Annotated in this window: 20 protein-coding genes; 9 read left to right on the forward strand and 11 right to left on the reverse strand. The window is 69.0% G+C overall.

The window, feature by feature from the left end:
• The coding region (locus G537_RS0125270; RefSeq protein ID WP_026872486.1) for a helix-turn-helix domain-containing protein at nucleotides 1–230 on the reverse strand (230 nt) is incomplete at its 3' end.
• Between the two features lie 137 nt (nucleotides 231–367).
• Between G537_RS0125270 and G537_RS0125275 the strand changes: the two genes are divergently transcribed.
• Entirely contained in the window at nucleotides 368–802 is a 435-nt protein-coding gene (locus G537_RS0125275; protein ID WP_155888763.1) for a hypothetical protein, read from the forward strand.
• A gap of 31 nt (nucleotides 803–833) precedes the next feature.
• Here the strand turns inward: G537_RS0125275 and G537_RS0125280 are convergent, their stop codons facing one another.
• Nucleotides 834–4022: an efflux RND transporter permease subunit gene (locus tag G537_RS0125280; RefSeq protein ID WP_026872488.1), complete on the reverse strand. Its 3189-nt coding sequence runs from the start codon at nucleotides 4020–4022 to the stop codon at nucleotides 834–836.
• Nucleotides 4023–4026: 4 nt separating this feature from the next.
• The gene (locus tag G537_RS39780) at nucleotides 4027–5115 is read right to left on the reverse strand and encodes an efflux RND transporter periplasmic adaptor subunit (RefSeq protein WP_051249122.1); all 1089 of its coding nucleotides are present in this window, start codon (nucleotides 5113–5115) and stop codon (nucleotides 4027–4029) included.
• Nucleotides 5116–5404: 289 nt separating this feature from the next.
• Between G537_RS39780 and G537_RS0125290 the strand changes: the two genes are divergently transcribed.
• Nucleotides 5405–6004, forward strand: a complete 600-nt coding sequence (locus G537_RS0125290) for a hypothetical protein (protein ID WP_026872489.1) — start codon at nucleotides 5405–5407, stop codon at nucleotides 6002–6004.
• Nucleotides 6005–6013: 9 nt separating this feature from the next.
• Here G537_RS0125290 and G537_RS0125295 read toward each other — a convergent pair whose 3' ends face one another.
• Both G537_RS0125295 and G537_RS0125300 read right to left on the reverse strand, forming a co-directional pair.
• Nucleotides 6014–6421, reverse strand: a complete 408-nt coding sequence (locus G537_RS0125295) for a DsrE/DsrF/DrsH-like family protein (RefSeq protein ID WP_034852986.1) — start codon at nucleotides 6419–6421, stop codon at nucleotides 6014–6016.
• A complete protein-coding gene (locus tag G537_RS0125300; protein ID WP_026872491.1) occupies nucleotides 6414–7208 on the reverse strand; it encodes a HesA/MoeB/ThiF family protein in 795 nt (264 codons plus the stop codon). Before G537_RS0125300 ends, G537_RS0125295 begins: the two co-directional genes overlap by 8 nt.
• Before the next feature lie 215 nt (nucleotides 7209–7423).
• Here G537_RS0125300 and G537_RS0125305 point away from each other — a divergent pair, with 215 nt between their 5' ends.
• Genes G537_RS0125305 through G537_RS0125315 form a run of 3 tightly spaced genes read left to right on the forward strand, consistent with a single transcriptional unit; the run spans nucleotide 7424 to nucleotide 11191 of the window.
• Entirely contained in the window at nucleotides 7424–8815 is a 1392-nt protein-coding gene (locus G537_RS0125305; RefSeq protein ID WP_155888764.1) for a cytochrome ubiquinol oxidase subunit I, read from the forward strand.
• Between the two features lie 4 nt (nucleotides 8816–8819).
• On the forward strand, nucleotides 8820–9848 hold the full coding sequence (gene cydB, locus G537_RS0125310; protein WP_034852988.1) for a cytochrome d ubiquinol oxidase subunit II: 1029 nt from the start codon (nucleotides 8820–8822) through the stop codon (nucleotides 9846–9848).
• Between the two features lie 50 nt (nucleotides 9849–9898).
• Nucleotides 9899–11191, forward strand: a complete 1293-nt coding sequence (locus G537_RS0125315) for a cystathionine gamma-synthase family protein (RefSeq protein ID WP_026872494.1) — start codon at nucleotides 9899–9901, stop codon at nucleotides 11189–11191.
• A gap of 27 nt (nucleotides 11192–11218) precedes the next feature.
• Here the strand turns inward: G537_RS0125315 and G537_RS0125320 are convergent, their stop codons facing one another.
• From G537_RS0125320 to fabA, 4 genes are read right to left on the reverse strand one after another with little or no spacing between them, the layout of a single operon-like run.
• Nucleotides 11219–11794, reverse strand: coding sequence for a pyridoxamine 5'-phosphate oxidase family protein (locus tag G537_RS0125320; protein WP_026872495.1), 576 nt, complete (start codon nucleotides 11792–11794; stop codon nucleotides 11219–11221).
• Between the two features lie 24 nt (nucleotides 11795–11818).
• Complete coding sequence (fabI, locus tag G537_RS39785) at nucleotides 11819–12652, reverse strand: enoyl-ACP reductase FabI (RefSeq protein WP_211230505.1); 834 nt, start codon at nucleotides 12650–12652, stop codon at nucleotides 11819–11821.
• Nucleotides 12649–13866 (reverse strand): beta-ketoacyl-ACP synthase I, encoded by a 1218-nt coding sequence (gene fabB / locus G537_RS0125330; protein WP_026872496.1) that lies wholly within the window; start codon nucleotides 13864–13866, stop codon nucleotides 12649–12651. Before fabB ends, fabI begins: the two co-directional genes overlap by 4 nt.
• 19 nt (nucleotides 13867–13885) lie before the next feature.
• Nucleotides 13886–14422 carry a 3-hydroxyacyl-[acyl-carrier-protein] dehydratase FabA gene (gene fabA / locus G537_RS0125335; protein ID WP_034852991.1) on the reverse strand — a complete coding sequence of 179 codons (537 nt, stop codon included), beginning with the start codon at nucleotides 14420–14422 and terminating at the stop codon, nucleotides 13886–13888.
• Nucleotides 14423–14614: 192 nt separating this feature from the next.
• Between fabA and G537_RS0125340 the strand changes: the two genes are divergently transcribed.
• From G537_RS0125340 to G537_RS39795, 4 genes are all read left to right on the forward strand, one after another.
• Complete coding sequence (locus G537_RS0125340) at nucleotides 14615–16312, forward strand: tetratricopeptide repeat protein (RefSeq protein WP_026872498.1); 1698 nt, start codon at nucleotides 14615–14617, stop codon at nucleotides 16310–16312.
• Between the two features lie 2 nt (nucleotides 16313–16314).
• Nucleotides 16315–17178, forward strand: coding sequence for a 4-(cytidine 5'-diphospho)-2-C-methyl-D-erythritol kinase (locus G537_RS0125345; RefSeq protein WP_026872499.1), 864 nt, complete (start codon nucleotides 16315–16317; stop codon nucleotides 17176–17178).
• A 136-nt stretch (nucleotides 17179–17314) separates the two neighbouring features.
• Nucleotides 17315–18940 (forward strand): glycosyltransferase family 39 protein, encoded by a 1626-nt coding sequence (locus G537_RS39790; protein ID WP_162146149.1) that lies wholly within the window; start codon nucleotides 17315–17317, stop codon nucleotides 18938–18940.
• Nucleotides 18892–20055, forward strand: coding sequence for a glycosyltransferase (locus G537_RS39795; RefSeq protein ID WP_245579142.1), 1164 nt, complete (start codon nucleotides 18892–18894; stop codon nucleotides 20053–20055). The genes G537_RS39790 and G537_RS39795 overlap by 49 nt, the downstream gene beginning before the upstream one ends.
• A 31-nt stretch (nucleotides 20056–20086) precedes the next feature.
• Here G537_RS39795 and G537_RS0125360 read toward each other — a convergent pair whose 3' ends face one another.
• Nucleotides 20087–22321 (reverse strand): adenylate/guanylate cyclase domain-containing protein, encoded by a 2235-nt coding sequence (locus G537_RS0125360; RefSeq protein WP_026872500.1) that lies wholly within the window; start codon nucleotides 22319–22321, stop codon nucleotides 20087–20089.
• Nucleotides 22322–22525: 204 nt separating this feature from the next.
• Nucleotides 22526–23161 (reverse strand): TetR family transcriptional regulator, encoded by a 636-nt coding sequence (locus tag G537_RS0125365; RefSeq protein WP_026872501.1) that lies wholly within the window; start codon nucleotides 23159–23161, stop codon nucleotides 22526–22528.
• Nucleotides 23162–23539 lie beyond the last annotated feature (378 nt).

The raw sequence follows: 23539 nt of genomic DNA on the forward strand, positions 1-23539 counted from the left end.
TGCTCGATCAGCCCCAGGATCTCCTCGGCATGGGCCTCGAGCCGCTGCGAGCGATGATCACCGCCCCGCGGTCGCGGCGCCACCGCGCCGGTACGCTGCCACTGCTCAACCCACTTGATCGCCGTCGAGGCGGCAACCCCGAAGCGCTTGGCCGCAGAGCGCCGCGTCATGCCGCCGTCCACCGCCCGAACCAGCCGGTCCCGGATGTCCATCGAAAGAGGTCGCGTCATGCAAGCTGGCCTCCCTCACCAGCCTGCATCTTGAATCAGAATTCCCAGCCTTCGGGAATCCCCCACGATTCCTGAAGATCGGAAAGTGCTCTAGCGGCACGCCGCGGGTGGCGGCCACGGCACCGGGTGGCGACCCGATGGTTCTGCGGTCCCTGACCGACTGCCTGGCGCCGCCCTTCATACTGCTCTACGTCCTGCTCGTCCCGAGGGGAGAGGGAGAGCCCGGTCGCTACGAGAGTCCGGGGATCTCGCGAGCCCAGCTGCATGACTTCCTGCACCGCTTTGCCGACTATCTGCAGAACGACAGCCGGTTCGATCTGTGGGTGCACTCGGCGGAGGATCGGGCGACGGTGGTCTGGGACCAGCACAACCTGATCTGGGCCTATGGCCCAACGGACAGGTTTGTCGCGACGCTGCGCATGCTCGGCTTTCGGAATGGCAGCCCGACGATCGATTTCGAGCACATGCATCACTACCGCACGACCTTCGACGGCGATGCGAAGGCGGTGCTCGAAGCCTTCGACTGGCATCGAACTCCGCTCCAGCCGGAAGACGAGGATAGCCTGAAATGAGAAGGGCGGCTCCCGCAGGAGCCGCCCGCTTTCATTTGGCCGGCGTCTCGGCCGGCACCTCCGCTCGAGGCTCGGGCGGCGCGATCGAGCCACCCAGCAGCTTCTCGTGCACCCATTCGCGCACACGCTGCAGCGTGACGTACAGCATCGGGATCAGGAAGATGCCGATCGCCGAGGCAGCGATCATGCCGCCGAACACCGAGGTGCCGACGCCGCGCCGGCTGGCCGCGGCCGCGCCCGCCGCCGTCACCAGCGGCACCAGGCCGAGGATGAAGGCGAAGCTGGTCATCATCACCGGCCGGAAGCGCAGCCGGGCGCCTTCGATCGCCGCATCGGCGATCGCCATTCCCTCCTCGCGCTTGGCCTTGGCGAACTCGACGATCAGGATGCCGTTCTTGCTGGCGAGCGCGATCAGCACGACGATGCCGATCTGGGCGTAGACGTCGTTGGACAGGCCGGCGATCCACAGCGCCGCCAGGCCGCCGACCACGCCGACCGTGACCGACAGCAGCACGCCGATCGGGATCGACCAGCTCTCGTACAGCGCCACCAGGAACAGATAGGCGAACAGCACCGCGAGGCCGAGGATGAAGCCGGTCTGGCCGGCGGCCTGCAGCTCCTGCAGCGCGGTGCCGGTCCATTCGAAGCCGTAGCCGGGCGGCAGGGTGGCGTCGGAGGCCTGGGTCATCGCCGCCAGCGCCTGGCCCGAGCTGACGCCGGGCGCGGCGCTGCCGAGGATGCTGACCGAGCGGTAGTTGTTGTAGCGGGTGATGAACAGCGGCCCCAGCTGCTGCTGGGCGTCGACCAGCGACCGCAACGGCACCATCTGTCCGGTCGAGGACCGGACATAGATCCGGTAGATGTCGTCGACCGTGCGCCGGTCGTTCGCCTCGCCCTGGGCGATTACCTGCCAGGTGCGGCCGAACAGGTTGAAGTCGTTGATGTAGAAGCCGCCCAGCGTCGCTTGCAGTGCGTTGAAGATGGCGCTGACGGCGACGCCGAGGTTCTGCGCCTTCTCGCGGTCCAGGTTCAGGAAGATCTGCGGCGTGTTGGCGTTGTAGGAGGTGAAGACCTGGGTCAGGCCCGGCGTCTGGTTGGCCGCCACCACCAGCCCCTGGGCCACCGCCGCCAGCTCGTTCGGGCTTTTGCCCTCCAGATCCTCGAGCTGGTACTGAAAGCCGCCGGCGGTGCCGAGGCCGATGATCGGCGGCAGGTTCAGGGGGATGACCAGCGCGTCGCGCACCCCGGCGGTGCGCACCGCGACCTCGCGAATCACGTCGAATACGGTGATGCCTTCCGCGACCCGCTCTTCGAACGGCTTCAGCGACACCACCAGGAACGCGGCGTTCGGCTCGGCCAGGCCGTCGATGAAGCTGCGGCCGACCACGCCGGTGATGTCGGCGACGCCGGGGATGTCGCGCACCAGCCCTTCGACCTGCTCGGTCACCTGCAGCGTGCGGCTGACGGCGGCGGCCGGCGGCAGCTTCATCTCGACGAAGAACAGCCCCTGGTCCTCGTCGGGCAGGAAGCCGGTCGGGGTGACGCTGTTGACCACCCAAGCCAGCCCGCCGAAGGCGGCGACCAGCAGGATCGACAGCACCGCGACCCGGACCAGCCGGGTGACGATCCAGGCATAGCCGTCGCGCACCTTGTCGATGCCGCCGGACACCCGGCCCATGATCCTTCCGTACAGGCCGGGGCGGTGGCCGTGCTGGTGCGGCTTCAGGAACACGCCGCACAAGGCCGGGCTCAGCGTCAGGGCGTTCAGCGCCGAGATCAGCATCGACACCGAGACGGTGACGGCGAACTGGGAATAGAGCTCGCCGGTGATGCCGGGGATGAAGCCGACCGGCACGAACACCGACAGCAGCACCAGGGTGATGGCGATGATCGGCGCCGTGATCTCGCGCATCGCCAGCTTGGTCGCCTCGCGGGCCGGCAGCCCGGTCTCGGCCATCACCCGCTCGACATTCTCGACCACGACGATGGCGTCGTCGACGACGATGCCGATCGCCAGGATCATGGCGAACATCGAGATGGTGTTGGCGGAATAGCCCAGCGCCAGCAGCACCGCGAAGGTGCCGATCAGCGACACCGGCACGGCGATGATCGGGATCAGCGTGGCGCGCAGGTTGCCGAGGAAGACGAACACCACGATCGCGACCAGGGCGAAGGCCTCGAGCAGGGTGTGGATCACCTCGCCGATCGTCTCGGTGACGAAGACGGTGGTGTCGTAGGTGATCCGGTAGTCGACCCCGGCGGGGAAGCGCGCCTTCAGCCGCTCCATCTCCGCCCGCACACCTTCGGCGGCGGCGACGGCGTTCGAGCCGGGCGACTGATAGATCCCGATCACCGCGGCCGGGGCGCCGTTCAGCCGGGCGACGGTGTCGTAGGACTGGGCGTCCAGCTCCAGCCGGGCCACGTCCTTCAGGCGCACCACCGACCCGTCCGGGTTGGCGCGCAGGATGATGTTCTCGAACTGCCTGACGTCGCTCAGCCGGCCCAGCGTCTGCAGCGTCACCTGGATCTGCTGCTGCTCCGGCATCGGCTGGGCGCCCAGCCGGCCGACCGCGGCCTGGATGTTCTGGCTCTGCACCGCCGCGACGATGTCGTTCGGGGTCAGGCCGAAGCTGGTCAGCGAATCCGTATTGTACCAGATCCGCATCGCGTAGTTCTGGGTGCCGAACAGCGAGGCCTGGCCGACGCCCCGCACGCGGGCCAGCGCGTCGACGATATTGATGATCGCGTAGTTGTTCAGGAACAGGTCGTCCTGGCTCTTGTCCGGCGAGTAGATGGTGACCAGCTGCAGGATCGCCGAGGACTGCTTCTTCACCGTCAGGCCCTGGGCCGTCACCTCGCTGGGCAGCTTCGGCTCGGCCAGGGCGACGCGGTTCTGGACATTGACGGTGTTGATGTCCGGGTCGGTGCCGACGGCGAAGCTGACGGTCAGCGAATAGGAGCCGTCGCTGCCGCTGGTCGACGACATGTACAGCATGTTGTCGACGCCGTTGACCTGGGCCTCGATCGGCTGCGCCACGGTCGATTCGACCACGGCGGCGCTGGCCCCGGGATAGGAGCCGGTGACCGAGACCTGCGGCGGCACGATGTCGGGGAACTGGGCGATCGGGATGCTGCGGATCGCGATCAGCCCGGCCAGGGTGATGACGATCGCGATGACGATCGCGAAGCGGGGGCGATCGACGAAGATCGAGGACAGCATCGGATCACTGCCCCGCCGGCTTGGCCGGCGCCTGTCCTGTGCCCGACTGCCCCGGCTGGCCGGGCGCGTCGGCGACCGGGGCGGGGTTCACCTCCTGGCCCGGCCGCACCCTCTGCACCCCGTCGACGATGACGGTGTCGCCGTCGTTCAGCCCCTGCTGCACCACCACATCGGCGCCCTGCACGGCGCCGGTGGTGATGTGCTTGGCGGCCGCCTTGTTGCCTTCGCCCACCACCAGCACGTAGTTGCCGCTCTGGTCGGTCAGGATCGCCCGCTGCGGGATCACCAGCGACTCGACCGGGGTTTTCCGCGACGCCGTCACCCGGGCGTATTGTCCGTCGGTCAGGATCCGGTCCGGGTTCGGGAACTCCGCCCGCACCGTCAGCGTGTCGGTGTTCTGGTCGACCTTGACGTCGGTGAAGTCGATCTTGCCGTCATGCGGGTATTCCGACCCGTTGGCCAGGGTCAGCCGGACCACCACGTCCCGCGGCTCGACCCGTCCGGCCCCGGTCTGCTGCTGGATGTCCAGGATGAAGCGGTCGCTGACCGGGAAGGTGACGTAGATCGGGTCCTGGCTGACGATCGTGGCCAGGGCGCCGCTGCCGGGGCCGACCAGCGCGCCGACGCTGAAGGTGGAGATGCCGACGCGGCCGTCGAACGGCGCCTTGATCTCGGTGTAGCCGAGATTGATCTGCGCCTGCTCCAGCGCCGCCTGGGTCTGCTGCACGGATGCGGCGGTGGTCTTCTCGGCCGCCTCGCGTTCGTCCACCGTGGCCTGCGGGATGTTCTGGGTCTTGATCAGGTCGCGGGCGCGATCGGCCTGCAGCTTGGCGTTCTCGGCATTGGCCCGGGCGCTGGCGAGGTTGGCCTGGGCCTGGTCGACGGCGGCTTGGTAGGTGTCCTTCTCCAGCACGAACAGCAGGTCGCCGGCCTTCACCTCCTGGCCTTCGGTGTAGTTGCGCTGCTGCAGGAAGCCTTCGACCCGGGCGACGAGGTCGACCTTGTTCAACGCCTGGACCCGGCCGACGAAGGTGACGCCTTCGGCCACCGGCCGCTTGGCCGCTGTGACGACGCCGACGGCCGGAGGCGGCATCTGCGGCGCCTGCGCCTGCTTCTCCGAGGAGTCGTTGCAGGCGGCAAGGAGGAGAAGGCCAAGGGCGGCGGGCGCGCGCCGCCGCCAAGCTGTCCAGGATCCCGACATGATTGGCCTTTTCCTCCGGCTCTGATCAACGGGGCATCTGTGCAGTCTTCCGCGCGGCTCGCGCCGAATTCCATTCACGGTATCATTGTTTTGGCAGAGGCAAAGCGCCTTGAAGCCGGGTTGCGTGCGGAACCGCGGCTCCGACCGTGGGTTGAAGAAGCAACGAGATTGGGAGGTTTTGATGCGATTTCGGTCGAAGCTGATCGCTGCGGCCGTGCTGGCGATGGCGACCGGGGCCCAGGCGCAGGTCCCTCTGGACAACGTCGAGACTCCGCGGGCGCCGTCGACCCCGACCCCGGCCCAGCCCCTGGTGGCGCCCGGCCTGCCGTCGCGGCCGCAGCAGCCGCTGATGGCGCCGGCGCCCGTGACGGCTCCGGCAGCCCTCGCCGGCCAGGACGCCGAACGCACCGTCCGGCTCGAGCAGCAGCAGACCCATCCGAGCGGCGTGGCGATGACGCTGACCAGCATCACCTTCCGGGCCAACGCCATCATCGTCGCCGCCAATGTCATCAACCCGTCCGACCGGCCCGTCTCGCTCAACCGCGGCGGCAGCCTGGTGCTGACGGACGATCGGGGCCGCAGCCATCCCTTCGTGCCGCCGACCGACAATCCGGAGGTGCAGGTCGCCCCGCGGTCCCGGGTGGCGGCCAGCTTCGTCTTCGCCGGGCCGCTCGCCGGCGACGCCCGCTCGGTGCAGATCTCGACCAACGGCGTTTCGGGCAGCCGCAGCGACCGGCTGACCTCGGCGCCCTCGTTCCTGTTCCGGGTTCCGGTCTCGTAATCCGAGCCGTCAGACGAACAGCAGCTGCCCCTCGCGCGGCGATTCTGCCAGCAGCGTGACGACGCCGGCGATCTCGGCCGGGACGGCCAGGTCGGCCGCGGCGAGGCCCAGCGCGCGCAGCCCCATCTCGCAGGCGATGAAGCGGACCCCGAGGGCCTGGCAGGCCTCCAGCAGCTCGGCGAAGGTCGCGACCCGGCGGGACGCGAATTCCGCCTCCCTGGCCTCGGCATCGCCCTCCAGCCGGCGCCAGCCCTCGGGCAGCAGCGCCCGCAGCGCCTGACCGGTGAAGAACAGCGTCGCCCTGCGGTTGGTCGCGGCGGCGGCGCTGGCCAGCACCAGGGCGTAATGCACCCGGTCGAAGCGGCCGTCGAACACCACGATCGACAGCGCGCCGATTCCCGTGGGCCCGTCAGCCATGATGATGCGACAGGTCGGCCAGGCTGGGATGGTCGCCGCAGAGCGGGCAGTCCGGGTCGCGCGGCAGGGCGATCTCGCGCAGCCGCGCCTCCAGCGCATCGTACAGCAGCAGGCGGCCGGACAGGCCCTCGCCGATGCCCAGGATCTCCTTGATCGTCTCGATCGCCTGCATCGATCCCAGCACGCCGGGCAGGGCGCCGAACACGCCGGCCTCGGAGCAGCTCGGCACCGTGCCCGGGTCGGGCGGCGCCGGGAACAGGCAGCGATAGCAGGGGTGCGGCGCGCCGAGATGCGCCTTGAAGGTCGACAGCTGCGCCTCGAAACGCAGCATCGCCGCCGAGACCAGCGGCCGCCGCGCCAGGTAGCAGGCGTCGTTCAGCAGATAGCGGGTGGCGAAGTTGTCGCTGCCGTCGACCGTGAGGTCGAAGGCGGCGACGCGCTCCAGCGCCGTGGCCGCGGTCAGCCGCTCGGCGAAGCGCTCGACCCTGACCTCCGGGTTCAGCGCCTGCAGCCGGGCGATGGCGCTGTCGACCTTGAGCTGGCCTAGCGTGGTGGTGTCGTGCACCACCTGACGCTGCAGGTTGGACAGCTCGACCAGATCGTCGTCGCAGATCCCGATGGTGCCGACGCCGGCGGCGGCGAGGTAGAGCAGCAGCGGGGAGCCGAGGCCGCCGGCGCCGATCACCAGCACCCGGGCGGCCAGCAGCTTCTCCTGACCCTTGCCGCCGACCTCGGGCAGCAGGATGTGGCGCGCATAGCGCTTGATCTGGGCGTCGCTGAAGCTCATGGCCGGAGCATAGCCCTCCGTCTCCTGGCTGAACAGCGGGGGGAAGGGACAGCCCTAGCACGCCCCGCCGCTTCGCTGCGCTGCGACGCGTCGCCCGGCTGGGGCCTTATGGCACGTCGGGAAGTGCGTGGGCGGCCGGTGGAATCGTGGCATATTCTTTCCGGGTCAAGAAATAAGGCGACCGGAGCCAGTCGGTTCGCCGAAGGAGAATTGTCATGGATCTCGATCCGGTCCTCCTGTCCCGGTTCCAATTCGCCTTCGTCGTCTCCTTCCACTTCCTGTTCCCGGCCTTCACCATCGGCATCGCCAGCTGGCTGGCGGTGCTGGAAGGGCTGTACCTGAAGACGGGGCGGACGGAATACCGCACGCTCTACAAGTTCTGGATCAAGATCTTCGCCGTCTCCTTCGGCGTCGGCGTCGTCACCGGCATCGTCATGACCTACCAGTTCGGCACGAACTGGAGCGGGCTGACCCGGGCCGGGGGCAGCATCCTCGGGCCGCTGCTCGGCTACGAGGTGGTGACCGCCTTCTTCCTCGAGGCCGGCTTCCTCGGCATCATGCTGTTCGGCTGGGACAAGGTGCCGCGAATCGTCCATTTCGGCGCCACCGTCGCGGTGGCCGTGGGCACGGCGATCTCCGCCTTCTGGATCCTGTCGGCCAACTCCTTCCTCCACACCCCGGCGGGCTACGAGGTGGCGAACGGCGCGCTGGTGCCGGCCGACTGGCTCGAGATCGTGTTCAGCCCGTCCTTCCCGGTGCGCTTCCTGCACACGGTGGTGGCGGCCTATCTGACCACGGCCTTCGTCATCGCCGGCGTCTCGGCCTGGTACCTGCTGCGCGGCCGCAGCGTGCTCGAATCGCGCCAGGCCTTCTCGATGGCGCTGTGGCTGATCGCGGTGCTGGCGCCGGTGCAGATCTTCATCGGCGACCAGGCGGGGCTCGAGGTCCACCGCAACCAGCCGGTCAAGCTGGCGGCGATCGAGGCGCATTGGGAGACCGGCGGCGACGTGCCGCTGATCCTGTTCGCCTGGCCCGACCAGGGCGGCGAGAAGAACGACTTCGTGCTCGAGATCCCGCATCTCGGCTCGCTGATCCTGACCCACAGCTGGGGCGGCACGATCCAGGGGCTGAAGGACTTCCCGCCGCAGGACCGGCCGCCGGTCGCGATCGTGTTCTGGACCTTCCGCATCATGGTGGGGCTGGGCTTCCTGATGCTCGGCGCCGGCCTGCTCAGCCTGTGGCTGCGGGCGACCGGGCGGCTCTACGACAGCCGCTGGTTCCACCGCTTCATGGTGGTGATGCTGCCCTCCGGCTTCGTCGCCGTGATCGCCGGCTGGTTCACCACCGAGATCGGCCGCCAGCCCTGGGTGGTGCAGGGCATCCTGCGCACCGCGGACGCGCTCTCCCCCGTCGGCGGCGGCAGCGTGCTGCTGTCCCTGGCGCTGTTCGTCCTGGTCTACGCCATCCTGCTCGGCTCGGCCGTCTACTACATCGTCAAGCTGGTGCGGATCGGGCCCGAAGCCCCCGAATCCGACCGCGAGGAGCCGTTCAAGACCCCGGCGCGGCCGTTCTCTCTGCCCGACGCCTCCTTCGAATCCCGGGAGTGAAGCCATGACGCCGGATGTCTGGACGATCTCGACCGTCCTGCCCCTGATCTGGGCCGCGATCGCCGCCTTCGGGGTGTTCATGTACGTCCTGATGGACGGGTTCGACCTCGGCGTCGGCATCCTCTTCCCCTGGGCCCGCACCGAGGAGGACCGCGACCTGATGATGAACTCGGTCGCGCCGATCTGGGACGGCAACGAGACCTGGCTGGTGCTCGGCGGCGTCGTCCTGCTGGCGGTGTTCCCCGCCGCCTTCTCGATCATCCTGCCGGCGCTGTACCTGCCGATCACCTTCATGGTGATGGGGCTGATCTTCCGCGGCGTCGCCTTCGAGTTCCGGTTCAAGGCGCACACCAGCAAATGGCTGTGGACCGTGGCCTTCGCCGGCGGCAGCCTGCTCGCCACCTTCTTTCAGGGCGTGGTGCTGGGCACCTTCGTGCAGGGCTTCCCGGTCTCGGGCGATCAATATACCGGCGGGGCGTTCCACTGGATCTCGCCCTTCAGCCTGATGACCGGCGTCGCCCTGGTGATCGGGTACGGCCTGCTCGGCGCCACCTGGCTGGTGATGAAGACGGAAGGCACGCTGCAGGCCTGGGCGCGCGACGCCACCATCCGGCTGCTGCTCGGTGTGCTGTTCTTCATGGCGGTGGTCAGCCTGTGGGTGCCGTTCTTCGACCAGGCGATCGCCGAGCGCTGGTTCTCCTGGCCCAACATCGCCTGGTTCGCGCCGGTGCCGATCCTGGTGGTGCTGTTCGCCTGGCGGTTGTGGCTGTCGCTGCAGCGCGGCTCGGATTACGGTCCCTTCCTCTACACCATGGCGTTGTTCGTGCTCGGCTACACCGGCCTCGCCATCAGCCTGTGGCCCAAGGTGGTGCCGCCGGAGCTGAGCATCTGGGACGTCGCCGCGCCGGCCTCGTCGCAGCTGTTCCTGCTGATCGGCGTCGCCTTCCTGATCCCGCTGATCCTGGTCTACACGACCTACGCCTACTGGGTGTTCCGCGGCAAGGTGAAGGCGGGCGAGGGCTATCATCACTGACCGCCGGCGAGTAGTCTCCGCGCCAACACGCCTTTCCCAGGAGAATCCCCATGGCCGGATCGGGCTACCGCAAGGACCGCATCGGCAACCACAAGCTGCACCCCGAGACGCTGATGCTCGGCTACGGCTACGACCCTGCCCTCTCCGAGGGCGCGGTCAAGCAGCCGGTGTTCCTGACCTCGACCTTCGTCTTCAAATCGGCCGAGGAGGGGCGCGACTTCTTCGACTACACCGCCGGCCGGCGCGAGCCGAAACCGGGCGCCGACGCCGGCCTCGTCTATTCCCGCTTCAACCACCCGAACAGCGAGATCGTCGAGGACCGCCTGGCGATCTTCGAGGGGGCGGAGGCCGCCGGCATCTTCTCCAGCGGCATGTCGGCGATCGCGACGACGCTGCTGGCCTTCGCCCGGCCGGGCGACGTGATCCTGCACAGCCAGCCGCTCTACGGCGGCACCGAGACGCTGGTGGCCCGCACCCTGACGCCGTTCCAGATCGGCGCGGTCGGCTTCGCCGACGGGGTCGACGGCGCCGTGGTCCGCAAGGCGGCGGAGGAGGCGATGGCGAAGGGCCGGGTCTCGGTGATCCTGGTCGAGACGCCGTCGAACCCGCTCAACACCCTGGTCGATCTCGAGCTGGTGCGCGCCGTCGCCGACGAGATCGGGGCGAAGCAGGGCCACATCCCGGTGGTGGTCTGCGACAACACCCTGCTGGGTCCGATCTTCCAGAAGCCGATCCGGCACGGCACCGACATCGTGGTCTATTCCCTGACCAAATATGTCGGCGGCCACAGCGACCTCGTGGCCGGCGCGGTCTTGGGGCGGCGCGACCAGATCCGGCAGGTCAAGCTGCTGCGCGGCGCCATCGGCACCCAGCTCGACCCGCATTCGGCCTGGATGATCGCGCGGTCGCTGGAGACGCTGTCGCTGCGCATGACCGCCGCCTGCCGCAACGCCGAGGCCGTGACCCGGTTCCTGGCCGAGCACCCGCAGGTCGCCCGCGTCTACTACCCGACGCTGGCGCCCGAAGGCAGCCCCGAGCGCGCGGTGTTCGACCGGCAATGCACCGGCGCCGGCACCACCTTCTCCTTCGACATCGAGGGCGGCGAGGCCGAGGCCTTCCGCTTCCTCAACGCGTTGCGGATCTTCAAGCTCGCGGTCAGCCTCGGCGGCACCGAATCCCTGATCTGCCACCCGGCGACCACGGTGCATTCCGGCGTGCCGAAGGAGACGCGGGAGCGGATCGGCATCTCCGACGCCACCATCCGCGCCTCGGTCGGCATCGAGCATGTCGAGGACCTGATCGCCGACCTGACCCAGGCGCTGGCCGCGGCCGGCGAGGGATAGGCGCGACGTGCCGCCTGTTCGGGGCCGTTACCCGGCCGGGACCGGGTCGTCCTCGAACAGGCCGGTCGGCAGCCCGTCGATGCTGCGGGTGTTCTTCTGCCGGCGATAGGCCTCCAGCCCTTCCTGCGCTTCCTTCGCCTCGGCCCAGCGCGCCAGGGTCGGCCGTTCGCCGACATGGTCGAACAGCGGCACGCCGAAGCCGCAGGAGGTCTGCACCAGGTCGATGTCCAGCCGCACCATCTGCCGGGCGCCGAGCGGCTCCGCATCGCCGAACTCCGCCGCCAGCAGACGGGCATAGTCCGGGCCGCCGCGGCGTAGCACCCGGCCGGCGCCGTACAGCCGCAGGATCATCGGCGCGCCCTCGAAGGCGCAGAACATCATGGTCAGCCGGCCGGTGGCGCGCAGATGCGCCGCGGTCTCGTTGCCGCTGCCGGTCAGGTCGAGATAGGCGACCGCGTTCGGCCCCAGCACCCGCAGCATGTCCGTGCCGCGGGGCGAGACATTGACCCGCCCGGTCGCGGCGGCTGAGGCGGTGAAGAACACCTTCTGGCGCCGGATGAACTCCTGCTGGGCCGGCGTGATGCCCGGGAACTGCTTGGCCATGGCTCCTCCTGCCGCGGGCGGAGGCTACGCCTCGGCGGCCTCGCTGTTGCGCGGCGCCGGCGGCATGCCGATGGCGTGATAGCCGGCGTCGACGTGATGCACCTCGCCGGTGACGCCGGTCGACAGCGGCCCGAGGAGGTAGAGGGCGGCGCCGCCGACCTCGTCCAGGGTGACATTCTTGCGCAGCGGGCTGTTCTGCTGGTTGAAGCGGAACACGTAGCGCGCGTCGCCGATGGCGCTGCCGGCCAGGGTGCGCATCGGCCCGGCCGAGATGGCGTTGACCCGGACCGCCTGCGGACCCAGATCGGCCGCCAGGTAGCGGACGCTGGCCTCCAGCGCCGCCTTGGCCACGCCCATGACGTTGTAGTTCGGCATCACCCGCTCGGCCCCGAGATAGGTCAGGGTCAGGAGGCTGCCGCCGTTCGGCATGATCGCCGCCGCCCGCTTCGCCAGCGCGGTGAAGCTGTAGCAGCTGATCCGCATGGTGCGGCTGAAGTTCTCGGCCGTGGTGTCGAGGTAGCGGCCCTTCAGCTCTTCCTTGTCGGAATAGGCGATGGCATGGACCAGGAAGTCGATCGACCCCCATTCCGCGCCCAGCCGGTCGAACAGGGCGTTGATCGTGTCCTCGTCCTCGACGTCGCAGGGCGCGAGGAAGCTGGAGCCGATCGACTGGATCAGCGGCTCGACCCGCTTGCGGAAGGCGTCGCCCTGGTAGGTGAAGGCCAGCTCGGCCCCCTCGCGCGCCAGGACCGAGGCGATGCCCCAGGCAATCGAATGGTTGTTGGCGACGCCCATGATCAGGCCGCGCTTGCCGGCCATCAGGCCGGTGCCGCGGCCCTCGGTGGTCGTTGTGGTCATGCAGCGTACCGCTTGAAGACGAGCGTCGCGTTGGTGCCGCCGAAGCCGAAGCTGTTGGAGAGCACGCAGTTCAGCCCGGCGTTGTCGATCCGCTCGCGCACGATCGGGAAGCCCTCGGCCGCGGGGTCGAGGTTCTCGATATTGGCGCTGGCGGCGATGAAGTCGTGCTTCAGCATCAGCAGGGAATAGATCGCCTCGTGCACCCCGGCCGCGCCGAGCGAATGGCCGGACAGCGACTTGGTCGAGTTGATCTTCGGGACGCGGTCGCCGAACACCTCGCGGATCGCACCCAGCTCGGTGACGTCGCCGACCGGGGTCGAGGTGCCGTGGGCGTTGATGTAGTCGACCGGCCCGTCGACCGTGGCCAGCGCCTGGCGCATGCAGCGCACCGCGCCTTCGCCCGACGGCGCGACCATGTCGTAGCCGTCCGAGGTGGCGCCGTAGCCGACCAGCTCGGCATAGATCTTGGCGCCGCGCGCCTTCGCGTGCTCCAGCTCCTCCAGCACCAGCGTGCCGCCGCCGCCGGCGATGACGAAGCCGTCGCGGTCGCGGTCATAGGCGCGGCTGGCCTTCTCCGGCGTGTCGTTGAAGCGCGAGGAGAAGGCGCCCATCGAATCGAACAGCACCGACAGGGTCCAGTGCAGCTCCTCGCCGCCGCCGGCGAAGACGATGTCCTGCTTGCCCCACTGGATCAGCTCGGCGCCGTTGCCGATGCAATGCGCCGAGGTCGAGCAGGCGGAGGAGATCGAATAGTTGACGCCCTTGATCTTGAACGGCGTCGCCAGAGTCGCCGAGTTGGTCGACGACATGCAGCGCGGCACCATGTAGGGGCCGATCCGCTTCGGCCCCTTGGTGCGGGTGATGTCCACCGCCTCGACCTGGTTCGAGGTCGACGGCCCGCCGGAGCCCATGATCAACCCGGTGCGCTCGTTCGAGACGTCGCTCTCCTCCAGGCCGGCATCGGCGATGGCCTGGGTCATGGCGATGTGGTTGTAGGCGGCGCCGGGCCCCATGAAGCGCAGGATGCGGCGGTCGACATGGTCGGCGGGGTCCAGCTTCACCGTGCCGTGGACATGGCAGCGGAAGCCCAGCTCCTTGTATTCCGGCGCCGCGACGATGCCGGAACGGCCCTCGCGCAGGCTGGCCGTGACCTCGTCCTGGTTGTTGCCGATGCTCGACACGATGCCGAGTCCGGTGACGACGACGCGTCGCATGGTGGTTCTCCGCGGTTCGTCAGAACGCTTCGGTCGACGTGAACAGGCCGACCCTCAGATCCTTGGCCTCGAAGATGATCTTGCCGTCGACGGCGACGGTGCCGTCGGCGATGCCCAGCACCAGCTTGCGGTTGATCACCCGCTTCAGGTCCAGGCGGTAGGTCACGAGCCTGGCGTCGGGCAGCACCTGGCCGGTGAACTTCACCTCGCCGGTCGACAGCGCCCGGCCTTTGCCCGGTGCGCCGGTCCAGCCGAGATAGAAGCCCAGCAGCTGCCACAGCGCGTCGAGGCCGAGGCAGCCGGGCATCACCGGGTCGGATTCGAAATGGCAGGCGAAGAACCACAGGTCCGGGCGGATGTCGAACTCGGCCACGGCCTCGCCCTTGCCATGGGCGCCGCCGTTGTCGTTGATGGTGGTGATCCGGTCCATCATCAGCATGGGCGGCAGCGGCAGCCGGGCATTCCCGGGCCCGAACAGCTCGCCATGCGCGCAGGACAGCAGGTCTTCGTAGGTGTAGCTGGATTTACCGGTCACGGCCGCGTTGGCGCCTTCCATGGTCTCTCCGACGCGCGCGACTGTAGCGTTTTTTCGTGGGGGCACAAGCCGCGAGTCGGGCCGTGGCGACGGCTCTTTAGAGGTAGATTGAGGTAGATGGGCCCAATGGTCGCGCCGAACAGGCATTGCCTGGGGCCGCCCGGCACCCTAGCTTCGGGGGATCACGGCACCTTTCGGCGGAATTGGACGCGCATGACCGTCTGGCGGACGACCCTTCTGGCCTCCTGTGTCGCGGCGACGGCCCTGCTGCCGCCGGCCGCCGAGGCCGCCACCGACCCGCGCACGGTCTCCGGCGCCTATCTCGCCGGCGCCCACGCGCTGGCCAGCCGCGACCTCTCCTCCGCCGGCCGCTTCTTCAGCCAGGTGCTGGCCGCGGATCCGGACAACCTGGCCCTGCTGCGGCGCAGCTTCACCCTGACCCTGGCCGGCGGCGACGTCGAAGGCGCCGCCAGGCTGGCCCAGCGCCTGGACACCGCCGACACGGCCGACCAGCTGGTCCGCATCACCCTGGTCCTGCACGACGCCAAGGCCGGCAAGTGGCGCGAGGCCCTGACCCGCCTCAAGGCGATGGAGGCGGCGGGCACCGCCAAGACGGTCACGCCGATCATCGCCGCCTGGCTCAGGGTCGGCGCCGGGGACGGCAAGGCGGCGCTGTCCAGCCTCGACCCGCTGCTGCAGCCGCCGCGGCCGGACGCGCTGGCGGTGATCCAGAAGGCCCTGCTGCTCGATTATCTCGGCGACCTCGACGGCGCGCAGAAGTCCTATGAGGCGCTGGGCGAGATGGGCGGCACCGTGCGCCTGGTCGAAGGGCTGGCCGGCGTCTATCAGCGCCAGGGCCAGCGCGACAAGGCGCGCCAGGTCTACCGCGCCTTCGCCGACCAGAACGGCGACAACCTGCTGCTGGAGCCGGCGATCCAGCGCCTGGACAAGGGCGAGCGGCCGCAGCCGATCATCGGCAGCCCGGCCGATGGGCTGGCCGAGGCCCTGTTCTACATCGCCAGCGCCGTCAGCCAGGACCGCGATGCCGAGGGCGGCGACACCGCCTTGATCTATATCCGCCTCGCCCTCTATCTCCGGCCCTCCTTCCCGGTGGCGCAGATCCTGCTGGGCGATGTGCTGGCCGGGCAGGACCAGTACCGGAACGCGATCGCCGCCTATGAAACGCTGCCGGACAACACCCCGGCCGGCTGGATGGCGCGGCTGCGCGAGACCCTGGCCTATGAGGGGCTGGAGGAGTTCGACAAGGGCATCGCCCTCGCCTCCGACCTGGTGTCGGAACGGCCGGACAGTCCGGCCGGCTATCTCCGGCTCGGCGACCTGTACCGGGCGAAGCAGGATTTCGCCTCCGCCGTCGTCGCCTATGACGACGCGGCGCGCCGGCAGAAGCGGCTGGAGGAGGTGGACTGGACCTTCCTCTACCGCCGCGGCATCGCGCTCGAGCGCAGCGGCCGCTTCGACCGGGCGGAACAGGATCTGCGCCGCGCCATCGGGCTGAACCCGGAGCACGCGAACCTCCTGAACTATCTCGGCTACTCGCTGCTCGACCGCGGCAAGAACCTGAAGGAGGCGGAGGAGCTGATCCGCAAGGCGGTCGAGCTGTCGCCGAACGACGGCTACATCATCGACAGCCTGGGCTGGGTCTATTACCGCACCAACCAAATGGACAAGGCGGTGGAGACGCTGGAGAAGGCGATCTCGCTGAAGCCCGAGGACCCGACCATCAACGACCATCTCGGCGACGCCTATTGGCGGGTCGGCCGCAAGCTGGAGGCGCGCTACCAGTGGGAGGCGGCGCTGCGCACCACCGAGGGCGACCCGCCGAAGGACAAGATCGAGGCCAAGCTGGCCAACGGCCTGCCGGACACTCCGACGCCCGTGACCTCGAACTGATCGTGACGAAACCCGGCAAGATCTGGTCCGGCACCGCGCCGGCCAAGGTCAATCTCTACCTCCACGTCGTCGGCCGGCGGGACGACGGCTACCACCTGCTCGACAGCCTTGTCGTCTTCGCCGATGTCGGCGATGCGCTGACCCTGGAGGTGGCGGACGCACCCCGCCTCTCCGTCACCGGCCCCTTCGCCGGCGCGATCCCGCCGGGCGACGACAATCTGGCGCTGCGCGCGGTCCGGCGCCTGGCGGCGGCGGTCGGGCGGCCGGACGGCATCGCCGTCACCCTCGACAAGCGGCTGCCGGTGGCGGCCGGGATCGGCGGCGGCTCGGCCGACGCCGCGGCGGTGCTGCGCGGCCTCGCCGTGCTCTGGGATCTGGCGCCGGACGATCCGCGGCTGACCGAGGTCGCGGCCGGGCTCGGCGCCGATGTCCCGGTCTGCCTCGCCGGCCGCACCGCCTGGCTGGGCGGCGTCGGCGAGCGGCTGGAGCCGGGGCCGGACCTCGCCGGCATGCCGATCCTGCTGGTCAATCCCGGCGTGCCGCTGTCGACCCCCGACGTGTTCCGGGCCCGGCGCGGCGGCTTCTCGGCCGAGGCCCGCTTCGCGGAAAGGCGCCCGGATCTCGACCGGCTCTGCGGCCTGCTGGCCGGGCGCGGCAACGACCTGGCCGCGGCGGCCATGGAACTGGCGCCCGTGGTCGGCGAGGTTCTGGCGGCGCTGGCGGCGCAGCCCGGCTGCCGCCTGGCCCGGATGTCGGGCAGCGGCGCCACCTGCTTCGGCCTGTTCGAGACCCCGGCCGCGGCCAAGGCGGCGGAGGCGGCGCTGGCCGGGCGCGGCTGGTGGGCCGCGGCCGCGGCGCTGCTGTAACCCGCTGCATCCGGCCGCACTGATCGGCGCTGGCCGGCCGGGGCCCGTGCTGGTATGAAGCGCGGTCGCGCAGGATCGACCGATCCGCGAGATCGATAGGTGCAGCCCGCCTCGGCGGCGGCTGCTGGGAATGCGGATGACCGACGCTCTTTCCGCCGCGTCCGCCCGGCCGGGATCCACGGGATCCGGCGGCGGGCTGCGGCTCGGCACCCCCCAGGGGGCGATGTTCTGGCTGATCCTGCTGGGCGGGCTGCTGCGGCTCGCTTTGGCCTGGGCGCTCGGCTACGGCAACGGCGAATCCTACTACGTCGCGACCGCCCGCTTCTTCGCCCTCAGCTATTTCGACCAGCCGCCGCTGTTCCTGTGGATCACCCACGCCATGATCGGCCTCGGCGACGCCGAGCTGTGGCTGCGCCTGCCCTATGTGCTGATGTTCGGGGTCTCGACCTGGCTGATGTACCGGCTGGGGGCGTACCTCTTCGGCGCCTGGGCCGGGGTCTGGGCGGCGCTGCTGCTGAACCTGTCGGCCGTGTTCTTCCTCAGCGTCGGCAGCTGGGTGCAGCCGGACGGGCCGCTGTTCCTGTTCCTCCTGGCGGCCGCGTATTGCGTCGCCCGGGTGGTGGTGCCGGAGCCGGAGACGCTGTCGCCCGGCGCCGCCTGGCGCTGGTGGCTCGGCGCCGGGGTCTGCTTCGGCCTGGCGCTGCTGTCGAAATACCACGCCGTGCTGATCATGGCGGGGCTGCTGCTGTTCCTGCTGACCACGCCGGGGCGGCGGCGCTGGCTGGCGCATCCGGCGCCCTGGATCGCTGTCGTCATCGCCTTCGCGATCTTCTCGCCGGTGCTGATCTGGAACGCCGAGAACCAGTGGGTGTCGTTCCTGTTCCAGGGCGGCCGCAGCTCCGGCGGGCGGTTCCGGCTCGACTGGCTGGGCCAGAACATCGGCGGCCAGGCGATCTGGCTGCTGCCCTGGGTCTGGGCGCCGATGATCTGGGTCTTCGTCGCCGGGCTGATCCGCGGCCCGAAGGACCTGCGCGCCTGGTTCCTGGTCAGCCTCGCCATCATCCCGATCGTGCTGTTCACCGCCGTGGCCTCCTGGGCCCGGATCGGCGCCCATTTCCACTGGCAGGCCCCGGGTTATCTGCTGCTGTTCCCGCTGCTCGGCGCCGCCACGGCGCGGTGGCTCGACGCGGGAGTCGGGACAAGGGTGGGGCGCGCCGCCCGGATCTGGCTCAAGGCCTCGGGCATCGCCACCGTGGCGGTGCTGGTGGTGCTGGGCAGCCACGCCGCCACCGGGTGGATGCGCGCGCTGCCGGGGCTGGGCCCGACCGAGATCTGGGACCCGACGCTGGAAGGGCTGGACTGGACCGATCTGCGCGCGGCGGCGCAGGAGCGCGGCTGGTTCGACCGGCCGGGCCTGTTCGTGGTCGGCACCCAGTGGCACCAGACCGGCAAGATCGACGTGCAGCTCGGCGACCGGCTGCCGGTGCTGTGCCTGTGCCGCGACCCGCGCAACCTGGCCTTCGGCTGGAACCAGATGGATTTCGCCGGCCATGACGCGGTGATCATCGGCCAGGACGAGTTCCTGAAGGATTTCGACGATCGCTGGCGGCCCTACTTCGCCTCGGTCGAGCCGCAGCCGGACATCATCGTCCATCGCGGCGGCCGGGCCGAGCTGACCCTGCACGTCTACACCGCACGCGGCTTCAAGGCGCCGTGGCCGCTGCCGCTGCCGCCGAACGCGCCCTGGGTGGCGACCAAGTGATGCGCTACGAGCTCGCCGTGGTGGTGCCGACGCTGAACGAGGTCGGCAATGTCGGACGCCTTGTCGAACTCCTCGACACGGCCCTCGCCGGGATCGCCTGGGAGGTGATCTTCGTCGACGATGATTCGACCGACGGCACGGCCGAGGCGGTCTACCGGATCGCCGAGACCCGCGACAATGTCCGCTGCCTGAAGCGGATCGGCCGGCGCGGCCTGTCCTCGGCCACGGTCGAGGGCATGATGGCGACCGGCGCGCCCTATCTCGCGGTGATGGACGCCGACCTGCAGCACGACGAGACGCTGCTGCCGAAGATGCTGGAGCGGCTGAAGGCCGACAAGCTCGACATCGTCGTCGCCAGCCGCTTCCTGCCGGGCAGCGACCTCGGCAGCTTCTCGGAGAAGCGCGAGCGTCTGTCCGGCCTCGGCATCCGCCTCGCCCGCATGGTGGTGCCGCGCGAGCTGACCGACCCGCTCAGCGGCTTCTTCATGCTGCGCCGGCCGCTGATCGAGGAGGTGGCGGACCGCCTGAACGGGCAGGGTTTCAAGATCCTGCTCGACATCTTCGCCTCGGCCGGGCGCCCGCTGCGCTTCGCCGAGCTGCCCTTCGTCTTCCGCAGCCGGCTGAGCGGCGAAAGCAAGCTGGACTTCGCCGTCAGCCTGGAATTCCTGATGCTGATCTTCGACAAGCTGCTGGGCGGCACGATCCCGGCGCGCTTCATCCTGTTCGTCATGGTCGGGCTGTCCGGCGTGGCGGTGCAACTGGCCCTGGTCGGGCTGTTCCTGCACGCCTTCAACTGGGACTTCTACTGGGCCCAGGCGCTGGCGACCGTGGGGGCGATGACCTCGAACTTCGCCCTCAACAACCGCATCACCTACCGCGACAAGCAGCTGCGGGGCCGCGACTTCCTGCGCGGCCTCCTGTCCTTCTACGCCGCCTGCGCCATCGGCGCCGTGATCAACCTGCAGGTGGCGGAGTTCCTGTTCGAACAGACCGTGCCCTGGGCCCTGGCCAGCTTCCTCGGCGCGGCCCTGTCCTCGGTCTGGAACTTCGGCGTCACCTCGACCTTCACCTGGAGCAAGCGCCACCGCCCGCGGACCCAGGCGGCGGGGGAGTAGGGTGCCAGGTCCATCCCGGCCGGCGGTCGGGTCACTCGACGATCGAAAATTCCCAACGGTTGAACGGAGTCACCGAGATGAATTCGTTCCGCGTCGCGGCAGACCCTTCCGGATTTCGGAAGTAGGTCACGCAAACCGCGCCGGTTTTCTTCCACCAGTAGCAGATCACATTGTCGTCGAACCAAGGGGTACTTCCGGCGTCCGACCACGAACCACATGACACGGAAGGAGTCCCGTCCGTGGTCCGTGTGTATGAGCATTCCCGGCCGGAATCGATGTTTCGCGCGAGGGCGGTATGACCGAAGATCAGCGATCTGATCTCCTCTCCGGTCAATCGATCCTTCGACGTCGGATCGTACCCGTACGGGATGTCCGGCACGCCAGCCTTGCGCAGCCCGTCGCGCAGCCGATGGCGATCGGTCGGTGTCGTGAAGGGAAGATTGATCATTGCCGTCATGACGGTCGCGGGATTCCTGTGCACTTCCCTGGAAAGATCATCGAGCTCCCCTCGAAGCGCCGCCGCGAGATCGGGGCGGCCGAGATGCCCATAGGCTGCGGCCAGTACGATCCGGCTGTGGAAGCGGCTCCAGAAGGCACCGGATCTGGAGTCGATCCTCGTCAGCGAAGCGACCGCAGCATCGAAACGATCCATCGAGAAGGCGGCTAGCCCTTCCAGGAAGTACCGCCATTCCTCCGGCCGCGGATCGACGCGGTATGCGGCATCGAGATAGCTCTTCCCATCCGCCGGCCGCCCGCTGAAGGTCAATGCCAGGCTCATCTGCAGATAGCTCTCGGGATCGCTCGGATCGAGCGCGATCGCGCGTTCCGCGGCGGCCACGGCCTCCTGAGGCTCCCATCTGTGAATCAGGAGATCGGCGAGGATCTGATAATAGGTCGCCGATGGACGCTTTTCGGCCTCTCGCATGAACTCGTCGATCGTCGAGTAGAATTCATCCGGCGCGATTGCCAGGGCCCGGTCCATTTCCGGGCCGTGAGCGTTCCAATGAAGCCATGCCAATCGGGCCCAGCCGCGCCCGAAATTCGGATCGAGTGCGACGGCCTGCTTGTAATGTCCGGCGGCTTTCCCCACGGCGTCTGGAGTGCCGCGATATTCGTCTTCCAATCCCCTGAGATAGGCCTCATACGCGGCCGGCACGCTCGTGCCGCCTGCAGCTTCGGCAGCGCGCGGGCCGTCGATCAGCCGCAGCTTCAGCGCCGCGGCGATCTGCTCGACCATCCTGTCCTGCAGCTTGAACACGTCGTTCCAGGCGCCGTCATAGCGTTCGGCCCAGAGATGGCCGTTGGTTCGGGCATCGATGAGCTGGGCGTTGATCCGCATGTCGTCGCCGGCCCGGCGGACGCTGCCTTCGAGGATGTAGCGGACGCCCAGCTTCGCCGCGACCTGGGCGGGTTCGACATCCTTGCCCTTGTAGGTGAAGGCGGCATTGCGGGAGATGACGAACAGGCCGGGAATCCGCGCGAGTTCCGTCGTCAGATCCTCCGTGAGGCCGTCGGCGAGATAGCCCTGCTCTGCATCCGTGCTCATGTTGTTGAACGGCAGCACGGCGATCGACGGCTTGTCGGGCAAGGAGGCCATGGCGATCGCGGTTTCAGGCTGCGGCTCCCAGGGGCTCCACCATGCGGCCGCCCCTGCGGCGACGATCACGATGACGGCCACTGCCACCGCTGCTGGCCGACGCCATGATCGGATCGGCCGCTCGCCGGCGATGATCGTCTTGCCGGCGGCATCCGGATTCGACAGCACCCGGTAGACGCGCACCGGCGCGTCGACATTCTTCACCGGCCTCTCGCCGAGGAAGTGGTAGCCGACGTTCAGCTTCGTCCCCACCTGATCGTAAACCGGGCCGGAGATCGTGACCCCGCCCGGATCGGCCAGGCCCTGCAGCCGGTCGGCGATGTTGACGCCGTCGCCATGGATGTCGTCGCCCTCGACGATGACGTCGCCAAGATTGACGCCGATGCGGTAGACGAGGCGCTCGCGCTCGGGGACCGCGGCGTTGCGCTCCTCCTTGATGCGCTGCATCTCGACCGCGCATCGCACCGCATCGACCACGCTGTGGAACTCGACCAGCAGCGCATCGCCCATGGTCTTGACCAACCGGCCGTGGTGCTCGGCGATTTTCGGCTCGAACACTTCACGGAGGTCGGCCTGGAACCGGGCGCGCGTCCCTTCCTCGTCGGCTTGACTGTGGCGGCTGTAGCCGACGACATCGGCGATCATGACGGCGGCGAGCCTGCGCTCCATGCCACCTGTCCCGCACTGACCAGGAGATGAGCCTCAGGTCAGGTACCCGCGAGTATGGCTTGCGCCGTCAGACGGGGAAATCCGGTTTTGTTTCCTGGCCGCGCACTCCTCGCCGTCTTGCGCAGCCAGGGCCGGGCTTCGGGTGCTTCTCCGTCGTCGCGGCGGTTCGGGCGCCGGCCAGATCCGATTCGTCGGGACGAGGCCTCAGCAGACCGCCGGCTCGGTCTCGCGACGGAAGGCGCGGAACAGCTCGCCGACGCTGCGGGTGCCGGTCTCGACCAGGTCGAAGCGGCGGCCGAAGCGGATCCAGTCGACCATCAGCCCGACCATCAGGCAGGTCAGGGTGCTGGCCGCCACCTCGGGCGGCCAGGCCGGGTTCAGCTGCCCCGATTCCTGCGCCTTGGTGAAGGCCCGGTTCATCGTCGCGCGCATGTGGTCGTGCGCCTCGCGCTGGCGCGCCAGCGCCGCCAGCATCTCGCCGACATACTCGCAGCGGCAGGTCAGGATGGTGAAGACGCGCTGGCGCTGCTCGTCCTCGGTCAGGGCGACGAAGCACTCCATCATCGCCTGCTCGATCAGACCCAGCGGGTCGGGATGGCCGTCGGCCACCGCCCGCTCGACGATGTCCTCCGCCGGCAGCTTCACCCGCTCGTGCAGCGCCTCGAACAGCTCGACCTTGTTCTTGAAGTGCCAGTAGATGGCGCCCCGGGTGACCCCGGCGGCATTGGCGATCAGCTCCAGCGAGGTGCGCGACACCCCGTCGACGAAGAACAGCCGCTCCGCAGCGTCCAGGATCTTCTGCCGGGTCTCCTCAGCCTCGGCCTTGGTGCGGCGTGCCATGTTTCTTCTCCTCTCCCCCTTTTTTCTCTTTACATACGTCCAAGTATGTATATAAAACCATCCGAGCGCAGCGGTCCAGCTGGACTTGGCCGTTGTGCAGTGCGAGAATTCCGGCAGCGGGAAGGGGTTGTCGTGAACTCAGCCATTCCGGATTCGGGGCGCCGTCCGGCGCGATGTCGCCCCCTGCGGGATCGGCTGCCGCTCCTCACCCGATAGACGGTGTCGTTGCGTCCGCTCGGTGTCCGCCGTTGCTCCGGCGGCAAAGGGCAGGCATTCTGGGGAAGTGCCGACATGGCAGCGTGGGGGCCGAATGGTGGATTGCGGGAGCGGTTCATGCTCTCCATACATACATTCGGAAATGTATATAAATCAATCCTG

The organism is Inquilinus limosus DSM 16000, assembly GCF_000423185.1.
Classification (GTDB): domain Bacteria; phylum Pseudomonadota; class Alphaproteobacteria; order DSM-16000; family Inquilinaceae; genus Inquilinus; species Inquilinus limosus.